This is a genomic window from Streptomyces sp. ADI96-02 (genome assembly GCF_003846185.1).
Classification (GTDB): Bacteria; Actinomycetota; Actinomycetes; order Streptomycetales; family Streptomycetaceae; genus Streptomyces.
The window spans coordinates 472060-487787 of record NZ_ML123034.1 but is presented as its reverse complement, the minus strand read 5'-3'; the positions used below and the strand labels follow the sequence as shown (position 1 = coordinate 487787).

At 72.5% G+C, this 15728-nt stretch carries 12 protein-coding genes and 2 riboswitches; of the genes, 6 read left to right on the top strand and 6 right to left on the bottom strand.

From position 1 onward, the window contains the following. Nucleotides 1–14: 14 nt before the first annotated feature. The 4 genes from EES43_RS02145 to EES43_RS02130 all read right to left on the bottom strand — a co-directional run bounded on the left by EES43_RS02145 (nucleotide 15) and on the right by EES43_RS02130 (nucleotide 4078). Complete coding sequence (locus EES43_RS02145; RefSeq protein WP_124267070.1) at nucleotides 15–1217, bottom strand: LLM class flavin-dependent oxidoreductase; 1203 nt, start codon at nucleotides 1215–1217, stop codon at nucleotides 15–17. After that, nucleotides 1214–2242: an ABC transporter substrate-binding protein gene (locus tag EES43_RS02140; protein ID WP_124267069.1), complete on the bottom strand. Its 1029-nt coding sequence runs from the start codon at nucleotides 2240–2242 to the stop codon at nucleotides 1214–1216. The genes EES43_RS02145 and EES43_RS02140 overlap by 4 nt, the downstream gene beginning before the upstream one ends. 136 nt (nucleotides 2243–2378) lie before the next feature. Continuing rightward, nucleotides 2379–3218 carry an ABC transporter ATP-binding protein gene (locus EES43_RS02135; protein WP_124267068.1) on the bottom strand — a complete coding sequence of 280 codons (840 nt, stop codon included), beginning with the start codon at nucleotides 3216–3218 and terminating at the stop codon, nucleotides 2379–2381. After that, nucleotides 3191–4078, bottom strand: a complete 888-nt coding sequence (locus EES43_RS02130; RefSeq protein ID WP_206429981.1) for an ABC transporter permease — start codon at nucleotides 4076–4078, stop codon at nucleotides 3191–3193. The genes EES43_RS02135 and EES43_RS02130 overlap by 28 nt, the downstream gene beginning before the upstream one ends. Nucleotides 4079–4538: 460 nt before the next feature. Here EES43_RS02130 and EES43_RS02125 point away from each other — a divergent pair, with 460 nt between their 5' ends. Next, nucleotides 4539–4961, top strand: a complete 423-nt coding sequence (locus EES43_RS02125) for a secondary thiamine-phosphate synthase enzyme YjbQ (RefSeq protein ID WP_124267067.1) — start codon at nucleotides 4539–4541, stop codon at nucleotides 4959–4961. A gap of 533 nt (nucleotides 4962–5494) precedes the next feature. Here the strand turns inward: EES43_RS02125 and EES43_RS02120 are convergent. Beyond that, nucleotides 5495–6907, bottom strand: coding sequence for a prenyltransferase/squalene oxidase repeat-containing protein (locus tag EES43_RS02120; protein WP_124267066.1), 1413 nt, complete (start codon nucleotides 6905–6907; stop codon nucleotides 5495–5497). Between the two features lie 137 nt (nucleotides 6908–7044). After that, nucleotides 7045–7120: riboswitch (cobalamin riboswitch) on the bottom strand. A 116-nt stretch (nucleotides 7121–7236) separates the two neighbouring features. After that, nucleotides 7237–7374: riboswitch (cobalamin riboswitch) on the top strand. 109 nt (nucleotides 7375–7483) lie between these two features. On the opposite strand from EES43_RS02120, the gene EES43_RS02115 reads away from it, so the two are divergent. From EES43_RS02115 to EES43_RS02095, 5 genes are read left to right on the top strand one after another with little or no spacing between them, the layout of a single operon-like run. Beyond that, nucleotides 7484–10276 (top strand): prenyltransferase/squalene oxidase repeat-containing protein, encoded by a 2793-nt coding sequence (locus EES43_RS02115; protein ID WP_124267065.1) that lies wholly within the window; start codon nucleotides 7484–7486, stop codon nucleotides 10274–10276. Further along, on the top strand, nucleotides 10273–11223 hold the full coding sequence (locus tag EES43_RS02110) for a hypothetical protein (RefSeq protein ID WP_124267064.1): 951 nt from the start codon (nucleotides 10273–10275) through the stop codon (nucleotides 11221–11223). The genes EES43_RS02115 and EES43_RS02110 overlap by 4 nt, the downstream gene beginning before the upstream one ends. 4 nt (nucleotides 11224–11227) lie before the next feature. After that, nucleotides 11228–12412 (top strand): energy-coupling factor transporter transmembrane component T, encoded by a 1185-nt coding sequence (locus tag EES43_RS02105; protein ID WP_124267063.1) that lies wholly within the window; start codon nucleotides 11228–11230, stop codon nucleotides 12410–12412. Beyond that, complete coding sequence (locus EES43_RS02100) at nucleotides 12409–14085, top strand: ABC transporter ATP-binding protein (RefSeq protein ID WP_124267062.1); 1677 nt, start codon at nucleotides 12409–12411, stop codon at nucleotides 14083–14085. Before EES43_RS02105 ends, EES43_RS02100 begins: the two co-directional genes overlap by 4 nt. Then, nucleotides 14082–14921 (top strand): ECF transporter S component, encoded by an 840-nt coding sequence (locus tag EES43_RS02095; RefSeq protein WP_124267061.1) that lies wholly within the window; start codon nucleotides 14082–14084, stop codon nucleotides 14919–14921. Before EES43_RS02100 ends, EES43_RS02095 begins: the two co-directional genes overlap by 4 nt. A 24-nt stretch (nucleotides 14922–14945) precedes the next feature. Here the strand turns inward: EES43_RS02095 and EES43_RS02090 are convergent, their stop codons facing one another. Further along, the gene (locus EES43_RS02090; protein WP_241192310.1) at nucleotides 14946–15416 is read right to left on the bottom strand and encodes a ribonuclease domain-containing protein; all 471 of its coding nucleotides are present in this window, start codon (nucleotides 15414–15416) and stop codon (nucleotides 14946–14948) included. Nucleotides 15417–15728: the final 312 nt, after the last annotated feature.

Sequence of the window (15728 nt, the reverse complement as noted above, 5' to 3'; positions counted from 1 at the left end):
CATCGGCCGGGACCTCAGCGGCCCCCGGCGTGCAGCAGCGGCGCACCGCCCGACGCCGGGACCGGCTCCTGTGCCGGCGCTCCCAGCAGGGGCGACGCCGGGACGGTCCCGAGCAGCCCGCGCCGGGCCAGCTCCGGAGTGACGCCCTCACCGAACCAGTAGGCCTCCTCCAGATGCGGATATCCGGAGAGCACGAAGTGCTCCACGCCCAGAGCGTGGTACTCCTCGATCCGGTCCGCGACATCCGCGTGGCTCCCCACCAGCGCCGTACCCGCCCCGCTCCGCACCAGTCCGACGCCGGCCCAGAGGTTCGGCGAGATCTCCAGCTTGTCGCGGGAACCGCCGTGCAACGCCAGCATCCGCTGCTGCCCGACCGACTCGTGCTTCCCCAGTGCCTGCTGCGCCGCGGCGATCGTCGCCGGATCGAGGTCGCCCAGCAGCCGGTCCGCCGTGGCCCACGCCTCCCGCGCGGAGTCACGCGAAATGGTGTGCAGCCGGATGCCGAAGCGGACGGTGCGGCCCTGCTCCTCGGCCAGCTTCCGAATCCAGTCGATCTTCTCCTTCACGGCGGCCGGCGGCTCGCCCCACGTGAGATAGACGTCCGCGTGCGCGGCGGCCACCGGCCCCGCCGCCGCCGAGGACCCGCCGAAGAAGATCTCCGGCAGCGGATCCGGCGGCAGCGCCGTCAGCCCGCCCTCCACCTGGTAGTGCTCGCCGTCGAAGTCGTACGGCTGCCCGCTCCAGGCGCCCCGGACCACCGACAGGAACTCGGCGGTCCGCGCGTAGCGCTGGTCGTGGTCGAGGTGGTCGCCGAACCGCCGCTGTTCGGCCGAGTCGCCGCCGGTCACGACGTTGAGCAGCAGCCGCCCCCGGGTGATCCGCTGGTACGTGGAGGCCATCTGCGCGGCGAGCACCGGCGAGATGACCCCCGGCCGGAACGCCACCAGGAACTTCAGCCGCTCGGTGTGCTGCGCGAGCGCGACGGTGGTCAGCCACGCGTCCTCGCACCACGTGCCGGTGGGCGTCAGTACGGCCTCGAACCCGAGCTGTTCGGCCGCCTTGGCGATCTGCGCCAGGTACTCGATGTCCGGAGCCCGCACCCCGCTCACCGGGGTGACCCGGTCGCGTTTGACGCCGCTGTCGGTGTAGGCGTGCCGGTCGACGAGCGTGCGCCCGTCGCCGCCGGTGGGCAGGAACCAGTGCAGACGAACGTTCATGAGGAGGCCTTTCCGTACGAGCGGGGTGCGGTGGAGGAGGCGGGGAGGTCCCGGTTGAAGCGGGTGTCGACGTAGTCGGCGAAGTCGAACCTTCGTGGAATCAGCTTGAGTTCGGCGAAGGTGTCGGCGATCTTCTGCTCCGAGGCGATCACCGCGTCGTCGATCGCGACGGGGACCCGGGTGCCGTAGGTGCGCTTCACGGCGTCCACCGCCACGTCGTAGGGGATTCCGGTCTCCTTCGACCAGACCTTCGCCCACTCCTCGGGATGCTCGAAGACCCACTTCTGGGCGCGCTCCAGCCGGACCAGGAGGTCGCCCATCGCCTTGGACTTCCGCCGGTCCTTGAGCGAGGCGGGCGAGGCGACCTGGAACCCGAGCCCGTTGACGACTCCCTCACCCGTCGTCAGCACCCGTGCCGTCCCGGCGCGCAGGACCTGGGAGGTGTACGGGTCCCAGATGGCCCAGGCGTCGACCTTCCCCCGGCTGAACGCCGCCAGGGCGTCGGCGGGTTGGAGGTAGTTCAGCTTCACGTCCTTGATGGAGAGACCGGCCGCCTCAAGTGAGGCGACGAGTTGGAAGTGGGCCGAACTGCCCTGAGCGACGGCGATGGATTTTCCCCTGAGCTGGGCGGGCTTGCGCAGCGGGGAGTCCTTCGGCACGATGATCGCCTCCCCGGCCGACGAACCGTGGTTGGCCCCTACGACGACGATGTCGGAGTCCGAGCCCGCGGCGAAGACGGGAGGCGTGTTGCCCACGCCTCCGATGTCCACAGCTCCGGCGCTCACGGCCTCCAGCATCGGCGGCCCGGAGGTGAAGGTGGACCACCTGACGCGGTAGTCGAGGTCGTCGAGCTCTCCGGAGGCGCGCAGGATCGCTTCGTAACCACCCTTCTGGTCACCGACGTTGAGCGTGACGCTGCCCTTCCCGTCGGTGTCGCCGGCGGAGTTCGCGGAGGTGGCGCCGCCGCATGCGGCGAGCAGGAGGGTGAGGGGGAGCAGGAGGGCCGGCAGGGTTCGGCGTTTCATGAGGGTCTCCGTCAGAGGTGCACGGGCGGTGCCGTAGAGGGTGATGGATGTACGGGGTGCCGCACGGGGGATCGGGTGCACGGGAGTTTCGTACGGGCGGGAAGAGCTCGTGGGAGGCCGGGGGCCGGTCGTGATCTCAGGGGGCTTTGCGGTCGACGGCCGCCGCCACCGGGGGCGCGACCGGATCCGGCCGCGCCCCCGGTGCCGCCGACTCGGGTACGTCGACGCCCAGTTCGGTCAGCAGCCGCGAGCGCAGCCCGGCGAAACCGGGAGCGCCGACGCCGCGCGGCCGGTCCAGGGCGACGGGCGTGTCGTACGCGATGCCCCCGTCCCGCATCACCAGGACCCGGTCGGCCAGCAGCAGCGCCTCGTCCACGTCGTGCGTGACCAGGAGAACGGCGCACCCGCGCCGCTGCCAGAGCTCGGCCACCAGCTGCTGCGCCCTGATCCGGGTGAGGGCGTCCAGCGCCCCGAACGGCTCGTCGAGCAGCAGCAGGTCCGGCTCCCGCACCAGGGCCCTGGCCAGCGAGGCGCGCTGAGCCTCGCCGCCGGACAGCGTCCGGGGCCAGGCCCCGGCCCGTTCGGTCAACCCGACCTCCGCCAACGCCCTCTCGGCCAGAGCGCGTTCGGGCTTTCCAGGCAGCCCCAGCAGAACGTTGCGCCAGACCCGCTTCCAGGGCATCAGTCGCGGCGACTGGAAGGCGACGGCTCGCCGCCGTGGCACCAGGACGGTGCCCGATATCTCACGGTCCAGCCCGGCGAGCACGCGCAGCAGTGTCGACTTCCCGCATCCGCTGCGCCCCAGGAGCGCGGTGAACTCACCTGTCCGCAGGGTGAGATCAAGGCCGTCGATCACGGAGCGCCCGTCGAAGGCGCGGGTGAGCCCTTCGACCCGTACGGCGGCTCCCGGCTCCCGGGCGTCCGAGGGTTCCGGCGGCCCCGTGCGGGTCACTGGCCGGTGAAGGTCGGTCGCCATTGCAGCAGCAGCCTTTCGAGGGTCCGGACGATCATGTCGGCGGTGAGGCCGAGGAAGGCGTACACGACCAGGCAGACGACGATCACATCGGTGCGGAAGAACTCCCGCGCCTGGTTCATCAGGAACCCGATCCCGGCGTCGGCGTTGATCGATTCGCCGAAGACGAGCGCCAGCCAGGCGGTGGCGAGCGAGTAGCGCAGGCCGGTCATGGCTCCGGGAAGCGCGCCGGGCAGCACGACGTGGCGCACCAGCCCCCACCTCTTGAGCCCCAACGACTCACCTGCCTCGATGAGTTGGGCGTCGACGCCGCGGATTCCGGCGTACACGTTGAGATACAGATGGAAGGCCACCCCGAGCGCGATCAGCGCGACCTTGGGCGCTTCGCCGATGCCGAGCCAGATGATGAAGAGCGGGATCAGGCCGACCCAGGGAACGGTGCGCAGCATCTGCACGCTCGCGTCGACGAGATCCTCGCCGAGCCGCGAGAGCCCCGAGACGAGCGCGAGCGTGGTCCCCACGACCACACCGAGAACCAGCCCGACGGCGACCCGCTGGAGCGACACCCCCATGGCGGCCGGAAGCGTGCCGTCGGCGATGAGATCGGCCCCGGCGCGTGCGATGGTCCCCGGTGAGGCGAGCACGTCCGGATGGAGGACACCGGTGGCGCTGAGCACCTGCCAGAGGGCGAGCAGCAGCAGGGGACCCGCCGTGCGCCGCAACCACCGCGGCAACGAGAGCGGGCGCGCGCGACGGACGGATGCCGGGACGACGGGCTCCAGTTCGAGCGGCAGGCGCTGCCGGTCGGCCGGTTTCTCCAGGGCGGTGGACAGATCGGGGGGTGGGGCATGGCTGATGGTCACGAAGGCTCCACGGGAGGGCGTACGCCGGAGTACGAGGGGGCGTACGGCGGAGTACGGGGAGGGGGAGAGCGAGGGCGGAGACGAGGCGTCGAGGCGCGCCGCCCCACAGTCCCGGATACCTCGACCGGCGTTCCCTCGACCCGAGAGGTCAGAAGCGACGGCGAGGTGAGACCTCAGTGGAGGCGAACAGCGCGTTCGAGCGCGTGGGAAAGGCGACAGGCGACCAACGGGCCGCACAGGGCGGCAAACCCGGTCAGAACGGGCGCGAAGGGCGTCGGTAGAACGTCAGCAGCCGCGGCGACACGCGGCGGACGCCACCCGCAGCAGGTCGATGTGACCGCGCGAGGTGAGCAGAGCTGATCGGAACATGGCGATGAACGTAGCGATCAAGTCGCGAAAGGGCAATGGTGTCTCGGAGCGTGGACGTGCCATCTCGACTTTCGGAAGAGAAGATGGCGGCATGTCCGATTCCTTCGCCACAGACGTCCTCGACATCACCACCGGCGCGACCGAGCGCGTCGTCGACCTGACAGGGGAGTGCGAGCAGTTCCTCACCCGCACGGCTTCCGGCCGGGACGGCCTGCTCAACATCTTCGTGCCCCACGCCACCGCCGGCATCGCGATCCTGGAGACGGGCGCGGGCAGCGACGACGACCTCCTCGCCACCCTCCACCACCTGCTCCCGGCGGACGACCGCTGGCAACACCGCCACGGCGCCCCGGGCCACGGCCGCGACCACGTACTCCCGGCCCTGGTCCCGCCGCACGCCACCCTGCCGGTGATCGGCGGACGGCTGGAGCTGGGGACGTGGCAGTCGGTGTGCCTGGTGGACACGAACAGGGACAATCCGCGGCGTCAGGTGCGGTTGTCGTTCCTCGGGTAGGTCCGAGGCGGTCACGACTGTGGAGCCGGGTGACGTGGTTCCCGCGCTGCCTCGAGTATTCGTGGTAAACGCGTTCAAAGATCACTCTGTGGCGGACGGGAAGAGCCTTCCTCCGTTTCAGCCGAAACTCACCGACCGCGCCCGCCACTCCGACGAAGTCGCCGCCTCCGAGGCAGAGTGGCTGACTGACGGACTCCGGCGGCCTCCGACACTCTGGCCCGGGACGGTGTCCACGGTTCGACCGCGATGGCCGAGAGGGAACGGTGAGGCTGCGAACACCAACACCAGCCGGTTTGAAGGCGAGGCCGGCCCAGATCGCCCTCCGGCCCGTTGAGAGGCCGTCAGCTGTGTGCGAATCTCGCCGAGAGAGACTGACCAGGTGAGCCGCGCGCCGCGACCCGCACGGCGGCGTCCAGCCTGGCGAGGCGTACCTCTGGGCCCGCCGGCGGCAGGCGGGCCGGCGGGTGACCCGGCCCGCCCGGGTGGGGGCCCGCCGCCGGGCCCCCACCCACGGGGAGTCAGTCCACGCGAGGTCAGGCCCCCCAGCGCAGGGCGATCGTGTCGCCCACGTTGATCACCTTCTCGCGGAGGGCGCCGGCGAAGGAGGAGCCGTCGACGCTGACCTTCCACGTGTTCGCATCGCTGTTGGCCTTGCCGCCCACGGCCGTGATCGCGCCGGTGCCGGACGCGGGGGTCGCGCTCGTGACGCAGCCGGACGGAGTGGCGCCGCTCGTCGCGGCGCTCAGGACGTCGCCCAGGGTCGTGGTCGTGCCCGTCGGCGTGAAGGCCACCGAGCACACCTTGAGGTTGCCGGCGCCGTCGTCGACGGACAGCGCGAGCTCGGTCGCGGTGCCCGCCGTGAACGAGGGCTGGGCGACCCACCGCGTGGCCCCGGGGGTGACCGGGACCGGCGGGGTCGCCGTGAAGCCGCCGCCGGCCACCGCGCGCAGGGCGTCGACCGAGGAGTAGGAGGACGGCGAGGAGTCGGCGGGCTTGTACTTGAAGCCGCCGCCCGGGTTGTACTGGTTGGCGATCAGGAAGTCGATCGGGGTCTTGCCGAGACCGGTGAGGAAGTCGCCGGTCTGCGGGTTGATGCCGCAGGCGTTGAGGCCGGAGACGCCCCAGCCGTTGGAGCTGGTGTTGATGCCGTAGAGGGAGTTGAAGGCGCCGGAGGCGTTGACCAGCTTGCCCTTGAGGAAGTTCTTGGCCTGGACGACGTCCGAGTCGGTCTGCGGAACGCCCGACACGCAGAGCGCGGCCATCGCGGCGCCGGTCATGTCCACATCGCCCGGAGAGTTCAGGCCGGTGGGGCTGCCCTCGACCTTCTGGTACGTCCAGCCGCCGTCGTTGTGCTGGTTGGCGCGGATGCGGGCGACCAGCGCGTCGGTGAGCGACTGGGGGACGCGGGCGCCGCCGGCCTGGGTCCTGGCGCCGCTCAGCGCGAGGGTCGCGAAGATGGTGCCGTTGAAGTTCCCGGACGGGCCGAAGTAGCCCGGCTCGGCTGTCTGCCAGTACGCGTAGATGTCCGCGACCAGGTTGCGCGACGCCGAGACGCGCGCCGGGTCGATGCCCGCCGCGTAGGCGTTGAGCGTGCCGCGCTCGTAGTCGGTGACGACCGGGGAGGTGGACGGCCAACTCGCCGTGGACAGCAGGTCGCGGTACACGCTCCGGGCGTTCTTGGTGGCATCGCCGCCCGGGGCGACGTCGACGACGGCGGTGCCGGAGGCCGCGAAGGCGCTGAACGCCCACTCGCTGGACAGCCCGGACCCCGCATAGGAACCGTCCGCAGCCTGGAGGGACTTGAGGTAGGCGACGCCGTTGGTTCTGGAGGTGGCTGTCTGCGCCGGGGTGGACGTCGCGAAAGCGGGCAGCGTGGTGAGGGCGAAGGCGCCGAACGCTGCGGGCACCGCGAACGCGAGGCGGCGTGAAGTGCGAGGACGGGACATGGCCTGCTCCTGGAATCGGCGAACGCCGGCTGCTCCCGTGCAAGCCGGATGTCGCCGTGCGCGAGCACGGCCGGGCATGGCCGGGGGAGCCGCCGTCCGGAACGCGGGGTACGGCTTCCTGTACTGCGTCGCCGTATGGGCATTCGGGCTCGGAGACGGCCCCCGCCGCCCCATACCGCTGCGCGTCAGCTCCGGCCTCTCACCGGATTCCCCCATGTGGCAGCCCAGGACGCTACCCGAGGGAACCAGGGTCCGCCAGCCGTCCGGAGGCGGTGCCGGCCGCGCGCCGCCGCGGACTCCCGGGTGAGACGAACACCATCTTGACGGCCCGATCGGATCCGTGTTGCACTCCGCCTGATAAGCAATCAGCACCAGGGGAAGCCGGTCGAATTCCGGCACTGACCCGCAACCGTAGGCCCGGTTCGTCCGGGTGAGTCGGAATGCCTGGGGCTGGCACTCAGCACGAAGGAACGCCGTCGCGGACTACGGCGTGGTCGTCACCGCTTCCCCATGGCCTCCCAGCCGTGCGGGGCGTATCGCCACGCACGCAGCCGCCCGGCAGAGACGAGGGCCGCGGTGGGGACCGAACAGCGGGCGAGACGGGGGGCGGGAGCAGGACGGCGGCTGCTGTCCCTCCTGACCGCCTCCTTGGTGACACTCGGCGCGGCAGCGGTGCTCCTCACAGCAGCCCCGCCGGTCGAGGCCGACCCGGTCGAGCGGTGCACACGCACGACGGGCGCCATCGTCGCCGTGGACTTCGGACCCTGGGGCGGCCCGGTGGTACGCGGCTGCGACACCACCCCCACGACCGGCTACGAACTGCTGCACACCGGCGGGTTCACCACCGAGGGAACGGGCCACGACGGTCCCGCCTTCATCTGCCGCATAGGCAGCGGCGGCTTCGCCGAGGGCGGGAAGTACCCCACTCCGGCCGAGGAGGACTGCGTCCTCACCCCGCGGGCCACCGCCTACTGGTCGTACTGGACCGCCTCGCCCGGCCGGCGGAAGTGGACCTACAGTCCACTGGGCGCGGTGTCGCGCACCCTCAAGCCCGGTGACGTGGACGCCTGGGTCTACGGCGGTACGGACATCGGCGGCACCAAGGGCAGGCCCACGTTCACGCCCGACGACGTCCGCGCGGAGGGCGGCGACCCGCCGGACCCGAGCGACCCGGCCGCACCGAACGTGCCCGCCGGGTCGGTCGATCTGCCCGCCGCGACCCGCTGGCTCGCCGATCGGCTGACGAACGGTCAGCGCGTCGTCGACGAAGGCGCCACCGAGCCTAACTACCCCGCCACCACCGAAGTCGCCTACGCACTGGCCTCGTTCGACCGGGAGGACCCCACCGCCCGCCGGATCGCCCGCTTCCTCGCCCGACCCGAACACACCGAGGCGTACGCCTACCGGTCCGGGAAGGACGAGGCGCCGGACGCCACCGCCGCCGCCCGCCTCGCGCTCCTCGCCGAGGCCACGGACGGCGATCCCCGTTCCTTCGGCGGACACGACCTGCTCGGCGACCTCCTGGCGAACGTCTGCCGCAGCGGCTCCGACGCACCGCAGCCCGTCCCCGGCTGCGCGACCGAGGGAGACTTCCGTACGACCGGGCAGACCGAGGGCCAGGCCCTGGCCGTCATCGCCCTGTTGAGCGGCGGCGTGACGCCGCCGGCGTACTCCGTCCAACGCCTGGCCCAACTCCAGTGCGACGACGGCGGGTTCCCCAGCTTCCTGCTCCTCGACGGCCAGGTGTGCGAGAGCGAGCCGGGAACCACCGCGCTCGTCGCCCTCGCCCTCCAGCAGGCCGGCGGCCACACCTCCGTGGTGACCAGGGCCCGGTCCTCGCTCAAGAAGTCCCAGTTCCCGACGGGCGCCTGGCCCGCCGCCTCCTACAGCACACCGGGCAGCGCCCACGCCACCGGCTGGGTCGCCCAGACCCTGCGCGCCCTGGGCGACCGGGGCCACGCCGACGCGGGTGTCTCCTGGCTCTCCCGGCAGCAACTCCCCGGTGGCGGCTTCGCCTTCGAGGAGGGCACCTTGGACCCGCTGCTGTACGCCACCACCACGGCCGTCATGGCGGGCGCGAAGAGCGACCTGGTGCTGCTGACCACCGAGGAGCCCGAGCCACCGACCACACCGCCCACCGACCCTCCCACGACGACCCCGCCGACCGGGCCCCCGGCCGGTGAAGGACCGGATCTCAAGAAGGGTTCGGCCTACCTCGCCTCCCGCCTCGCCCAAGGCCGCTACTACGAGTCCAGCCCGCGCTTCGCGGACTTCGGCATGACCATCGACGGCGCCTACGCCCTCGCCGCCACCGGCCACGACAACGCCACCCTGCGCAACATCGTCGACTTCCTCGACGAGGGCGGCGAGGACGGTACGGGCCGCGACCTCGACGCGTGGACCCGGATCGGGACCAAGCACGCGGGCGGCGGCTTCATCGGCAAGGCGGCGGTGCTCGCCGAGGCCGTCGGCCGCGACCCCCGCGACTTCGGCGGACAGGACCTGATCGCCGCACTCGCCAGGGGCGTCTGCCCGGCGGCGACCCCGGCCGACCCCAGGAAGTGCGCCGCCAAGGGCAACTACGCCTACGCGAACTCCGTCTTCTCCCAGTCCCTCGGCGTCATCGCCCAGATCCGGGCCGGCGAGAGCGCAGCCGCGACCGAACCGATCACCTACCTCAAGAGCCTCCAGGACCCCTCGACCGGATCCTGGCCCAGCCTGACCGGCGAGAAGAGCGATCCCGACGTCGACTCCACCGCCATGGCCGCGATGACCGTGGACCTCCTCCCCGATCCCGCCTCGCAGGCGGCCGTGGACAAGGCCCTCGCCTGGCTGGCCGCCCAGCAGCTCCCCGACGGCGGATTCCCCGGGGCCTCCGGCAACTCCGTCAACTCCGCGGCCCTCGCGATCCAGGGCCTGTCGCTGGACTCCGCGAAATACAGGGGCCACCTCGCGAAGGCCCGGAAGTTCCTGGCCTCCCAGCAGAACAAGGACGGCGGCTTCAACGTGGTCAAGGGCGGCCAACCCGGATCCGACGTCCGCGCCTCCGCCCAGGCCGTCGGCGGGGCCACCGGAATCTCCTTCGGCGTGCTGACCCGCGATCTGAGCGGCACTTCGCCCGAGCCGATCCCGAGCCCTTCCGCGAAGCCGGGCGGACCTCCCTCCGCCCCCACCATCATCACCACAGGTGAGGACAGAGGCGGCACCGGTTCCCCCGGGGGCCCGGCCGGCGGTACGGGCGGCAGCCTCGCCGCCACCGGAGCCCGGGTCGCCGCCCTGGCCGCCGCGGCGGCGGCGCTCGTGCTCGGCGGCTGGGGCGCGATCCGCACGGCCCGCCGACGCCGCGACACCACCGGAGGCCAGGCATGAGAGCCCGCCGACTCGCCCGCGCCCTCACCCGTACGACGGCCGCGCTGGCGATGACAGTGGCGGCCTTCGCCGCCACCGCGGCCCCGGCCGAGGCCGACCCGCAGCCGATGGGACGGTGCACCACCTCCTCCGGGGTGGTCCTCGCGGTCGACTTCAGCCGCTGGGGCGGACCCGTCTACCGCTCGTGCGGCACGACGCCCACCACCGGCTACGAACTGCTCAACCAGGGCGGCTGGACCACCACCGGCACGGGCCACGACGGTCCCGCGTTCATCTGCCGGATCGGCTACAGCGGCCACCGGGGCGGCAAGCAGTACCCGACGCCGCAGCAGGACGACTGCGTCCTCACCCCGCCGGCCTCCGCGTACTGGTCGTACTGGCACGCCGACCCGGGCCGGAACACGTGGGAGTACAGCCAGCTCGGCGCGATGCTCTACAAGCCGAAGCCGGGCAGCGTCGACCTGTGGATCTTCGGCGGCACCGACGTCGAGGGCGCCCGGGGCCGTCCGACCATCACCCCCGACCAACTGCGCGCCCACAACACCCGGCCCACGGGCGGTGGCAGACCCGCTCCGAAGGACACCCGGACCGCGCCCGCGCTCCCGCCGGGCGTCGACACCGGCCCGGCCCCTGAGGACGCACCGGACACCGAACCGCCGCCGCCCGCGCCCGGCACGCCGACCAGCACCTCGACCTCCAAGAGCCCCACCGTTTCACGGAGTTCATCGCCGAGCCCGTCGTCGACCGGCGCAACTCCCGCGCCCTCCACCACGACCCGCGCTCCGGCCGCGACCGCCTCCGGACCCCAGGTGGTCGACGCGGCACCCGCCGCCGACGCCGCCCACGACACCGGCACGTACGCGCCCGCCGTCATCACGGGAGTCCTCGGCCTGCTGATCGGGGCCGCCGCCGTGTTCGCCGCCAAGCGCCGCCGTCGTACGGAGTAGCCGCGTGCCCCGCTCCGCCCCGACGACGGCACCGCCGTCCGCGCCCGGCCCCGCGCCGGCCGCGGACGGCCGCCGGCTGCCCCGCACCCTGCACCCCGTTGCCTGGTGGGTCTGGGCCCTGGCCCTCGCCACCGCGGTCAGCCGCACCAACAACCCGCTGCTGCTGTTCCTCGTCCTCGCCGTCCTCGGTTACGTCATCACCACGCGCCGCACCGAGGCTCCCTGGGCGCGCGGCTTCAGCTACTACCTCTACCTCGCGCTCACCGTCGTGGCGATCCGGGTGGTCTTCCGCGCGGTCTTCGCCACCGGCATCACCCCCCGCGACCACTTCCTCTTCTCCCTCCCGCACATCCCCACCCCCGACTGGTACGCGGGCATCCAGATCGGCGGACCGGTCTCCCTGGAGGCACTGCTCTCCGCCGCCACGGACGGGCTCCGGCTCGCCTGCATGCTCTGCTGCATCGGCGCCGCCAACACCCTCGCCAACCCCAAACGGGCCCTGCGCGTGCTGCCTGGCGCCCTGTACGAACTCGGCGTGGCCGTCACCGTCTCCATCAGCGTGGCGCCCCAACTGGTCCAGAGCGTCCAGCGCGTACACCGGGCACGACGGCTGCGCGCCGGACGGTCCAAGGGACTGCGCGCCCTGCGCGGCATCGTCGTCCCCGTCCTGGAGGACGCCCTGGAACGCTCCCTGCGGCTGGCCGCCGCCATGGACTCCCGCGGCTACGGGCGCGCGGGAACGGCCACCCGCCGCTCCCGCCGCGCGACCGGCGCCCTCATGCTGCTCGGCATGTGCGGCCTGTGCGCGGGCGCGTACGGGCTCCTCGACGCCACCGCGCCCCCGCTGCTCGGCTTCCCCGCGCTCGCCGCCGGCGGTCTGCTGTGCGTGGCCGGGCTCCGTCTCGGCGGGCGCCGCGTCACCCGTACCACCTACCGGCCCGACCCCTGGCGGGCCGCCGAGTGGGCCGTCGCCGGATGCGGGGTCCTCTCCGCGGTGCTCCTCTTCAGCAACGCCGGATTCGACGCGGCCGAACTCAACCCCTCCATCTACCCGTTGAGCTGGCCCACCCTTCCGCCGGTGCCGGCCGCCGCGATCCTCCTCGCCGGGGCCGCGGGGTTCCTGTCCCCGCCCCCGAGCAGGCCCATCCGTCCGGCCGTCCCCGCGCAGCGCACCGAGGAACCCACGTGATCACCTTCGACCAGGTCACCATCCAGTACGAGGACACGGCCGAACCCGTCCTGCGCGACGTGGACCTCACCGTGGAGGAGGGCGAACTCTGCCTCGTCGTCGGCCACACCGGCGTCGGCAAGTCCACACTCCTGGGCTCCGTCAACGGGCTCGTACCGCACTTCACCGGCGGCACCCTGTACGGGCGCGTGACCGTGGACGGCCGGGACACCGCCGACCACCCGCCGCGCGAGCTGGCCGACGTCGTCGGCGTCGTCGGCCAGGACCCCCTCGACGGCTTCGTCACCGACACCGTCGAGGAAGAACTCGCCTACGCCATGGAGCAACTGGCGGTCGCGCCCTCCACCATGCGCAAGCGGGTCGAGGAGACGCTCGACCTGCTCGGCCTGGCCGATCTGCGGCACCGCGCGCTGCACGAGCTCTCCGGTGGACAGCAGCAGCGCGTCGCCATCGGCTCCGTCCTCACCGCCCACCCCCGCGTCCTCGTCCTGGACGAGCCCACCTCCGCACTCGATCCGACCGCCGCCGAGGAGGTGCTGGCCGCCGTCACCCGGCTCGTCCACGACCTCGGCGTCACCGTGCTGCTCGCCGAACACCGGCTGGAACGCGTCGTCCAGTACGCCGACCGCGTCATCCACCTCCCCGGCGACGGGCGGGTGGTCTCCGGACCGGCCGCGGAGGTCTTCCGCACGTCGTCCATCGCGCCGCCCATCGTCGAACTCGCCCGCGCCGCCGCCTGGTCGCCGCTGCCGCTCTCCATCCGGGACGCCCGACGGGCGGCGGCCCCGCTCCGCGCCCGGTTGGGCGGCGTGACCCCGCCACCGGCCCGGCCGGCCCCCGGCACCGGCCGGCCCGTCCTCCTCACCGCCCGCGGCATCACCGTGACGTACCAGGGTGTACCGGCCGTCCGCGAGGTCGACCTCGATCTGCGCGGCGGGGAGATCACGGCCCTGATGGGCCGCAACGGGTCCGGCAAGTCCTCCCTGCTCTGGGCCCTGCAGGGCTCCGGGCCCCGCAAGGCCGGATCCGTCTTTGTCGGGGAGCCCGGCGATCCGCGGGCGCCCGATCCCCGGAAGGTCCCGGCGGCCGAGGCCCGGCAGCTCGTCGGCCTGGTGCCGCAGACCCCCACCGACCTGCTCTACCTGGAGAGCGTCAAGCAGGAACTCGACCAGGCCGACGCCGAGTCCGGTGCCGTGGCCGACCGGGTTCCGGCCCGTACCCTGCTGGACCGGCTGGCGCCCGGCATCCCCGGCACCACTCACCCGCGCGACCTGTCCGAGGGCCAGAAACTGGCCCTCGTCCTGGCGATCCAGCTCGCCGCGGCTCCACGGGTGCTCCTCCTCGACGAACCCACGCGCGGCCTCGACTACCAGGCCAAGGGGCGGCTGATCGACATCGTGGACGGCCTCGCCGCCGAGGGCCGGTCCGTCGTCATCTCCACCCACGACGTGGAGTTCGTCGCCCGCGCCGCCGACCGCGTCGTCGTCATGGCGGAGGGGGACGTCGTCGCCGACGGACCCACCGCCGAGGTCATCGTCGCCTCGCCCGTCTTCGCCCCCCAGACCGCGAAGATCCTGGCCCCGCTGCCCTTCCTCACGGTGGACCAACTGGCAGCGGTCCTCGACGCCGACGCCGACGCCGACGCCAACGCCGGAACGGACCCGGTCTCGTGAGCACGTACACCGCCGCCATCCGCATCCGCGCCCGCGCCGGAATCGTCATCGCCCTGGCGGCCTTCCTCGGCGTCGTCGCCTTCTTCTGGCCGTTCCTCGTGGCACCCGGCACATTCGGCTCGAACTACGCGCCGCCGCTGATCTTCGGCGTCCTGCTCGTCGTCGTGCTCTGCGTGGTGATATCGGAGATCGCCGAAGGCGGCATCAACTCCAAGGCCCTGGCGATGCTGGGCGTCCTCTCCGCCGTCAACGCCGCCATCCGGCCCCTCGGAGCCGGTACGGCCGGGATCGAGACGGTGTTCTTCATCCTCGTGCTCGCGGGCCGGGTCTACGGTCCCGGATTCGGCTTCACCCTGGGCTGTACCTCGCTCTTCGCCTCGGCCCTCATCACGGGCGGCGTCGGTCCCTGGATGCCTTACCAGATGTTCGGCTGCGCCTTCGTCGGCATGCTCGCCGGCCTTCTGCCGAAAGCCACGGGACGCGGGGAAGTCGCCCTGCTCGCGGTGTACGGATCGCTCTCCGGTTACCTTTTCGGCTTTCTCCTGAACCTCTCCTTCTGGCCGTTCTCCCTCGACCCGAACAGCTCCATCGCCTACCTTCCCGGCCTCCCGTTCACCGAGCAGTTCCAGCGGTACCTCGCCTTCGACCTGGCCACCTCCCTCGGCTGGGACACCGGCCGCGCCGTCACCAACTTCGTCTGCGTCACCCTCGCCGGCCCCGCGGTACTGACGGTCTTCCGCCGCGCCGCCCGCAAGGCCCGCTTCCAGGCGCCGGTGCGATTCGTCTCCCCGTCCCGCGGGAACGAGGACACGTCCCCGGAACCGCGGACCGGCTGAGCCGCGTCGCCCGGCGCGCCGGGCTCACTCGCAGCCGGAGGAGATCTCCTGGAAGTTGTCGTAGTGGTCGCCCGTGTACCAGACGGTCCGGGTGCCGGGGTCGCGCACGAGCCGTTCGGCGTCGCGGTGCTCACCGGGGTTGCGGGGGTTGACGTCGTACTCCCGGTAGCGGCCCTCCCGGGGCAGGTCGCCCGAGCGGTTGCGGTAGACGTTGCTTCCCCGGATGACCAGAGGCGTGTTCACCACCGGGTAGTCGGTCGGCCTTGTGGCCTGCGGCCATTCCAGCTCCTTCCAGATGGCGCAGGCTTCCTCGACGTGCCCGGGGAACTCCTCTACGGGCAGCGGAGGGTCGATGATGTCGACGGGCCGAACCGAGGCGTACGGGAAGGCGGGCGTCGGCTGAGTGGAGGCGGCGGAGGAAGCTGCTGGAGTGGCGAGCGCCGCCAGGAACAGGGCCGCGGCGGCCACGGAGCGCAGGGTGCGCGGAATCGTCATGCCCTCTCCAACCGCGCGCGCGGCGGCGCGGACACGGGCGGGCCCCGTAACGGCGGAGCGCGGGAGGAGCGCGTACACCACCGGGACCGCGCCCTCCCTCCGCCCGGAGCCCGGCGGCTCGCGCGGAGTCGCCGGGGCGGAGCCGCCCGCGGCCGAACGACCGCACCTTGCGAAAAGGTAAGGAAATCCGCTCACCGGCGCGCAACACCCTCTCCTGTGCAATAGCGACCGCGACCGGCTGCCGGAGACAGGACGAGCTGAACCCCTCCTGGGGCCGGTGCCGGTCGCACACGTATGGCAGTGGGCTCTCCA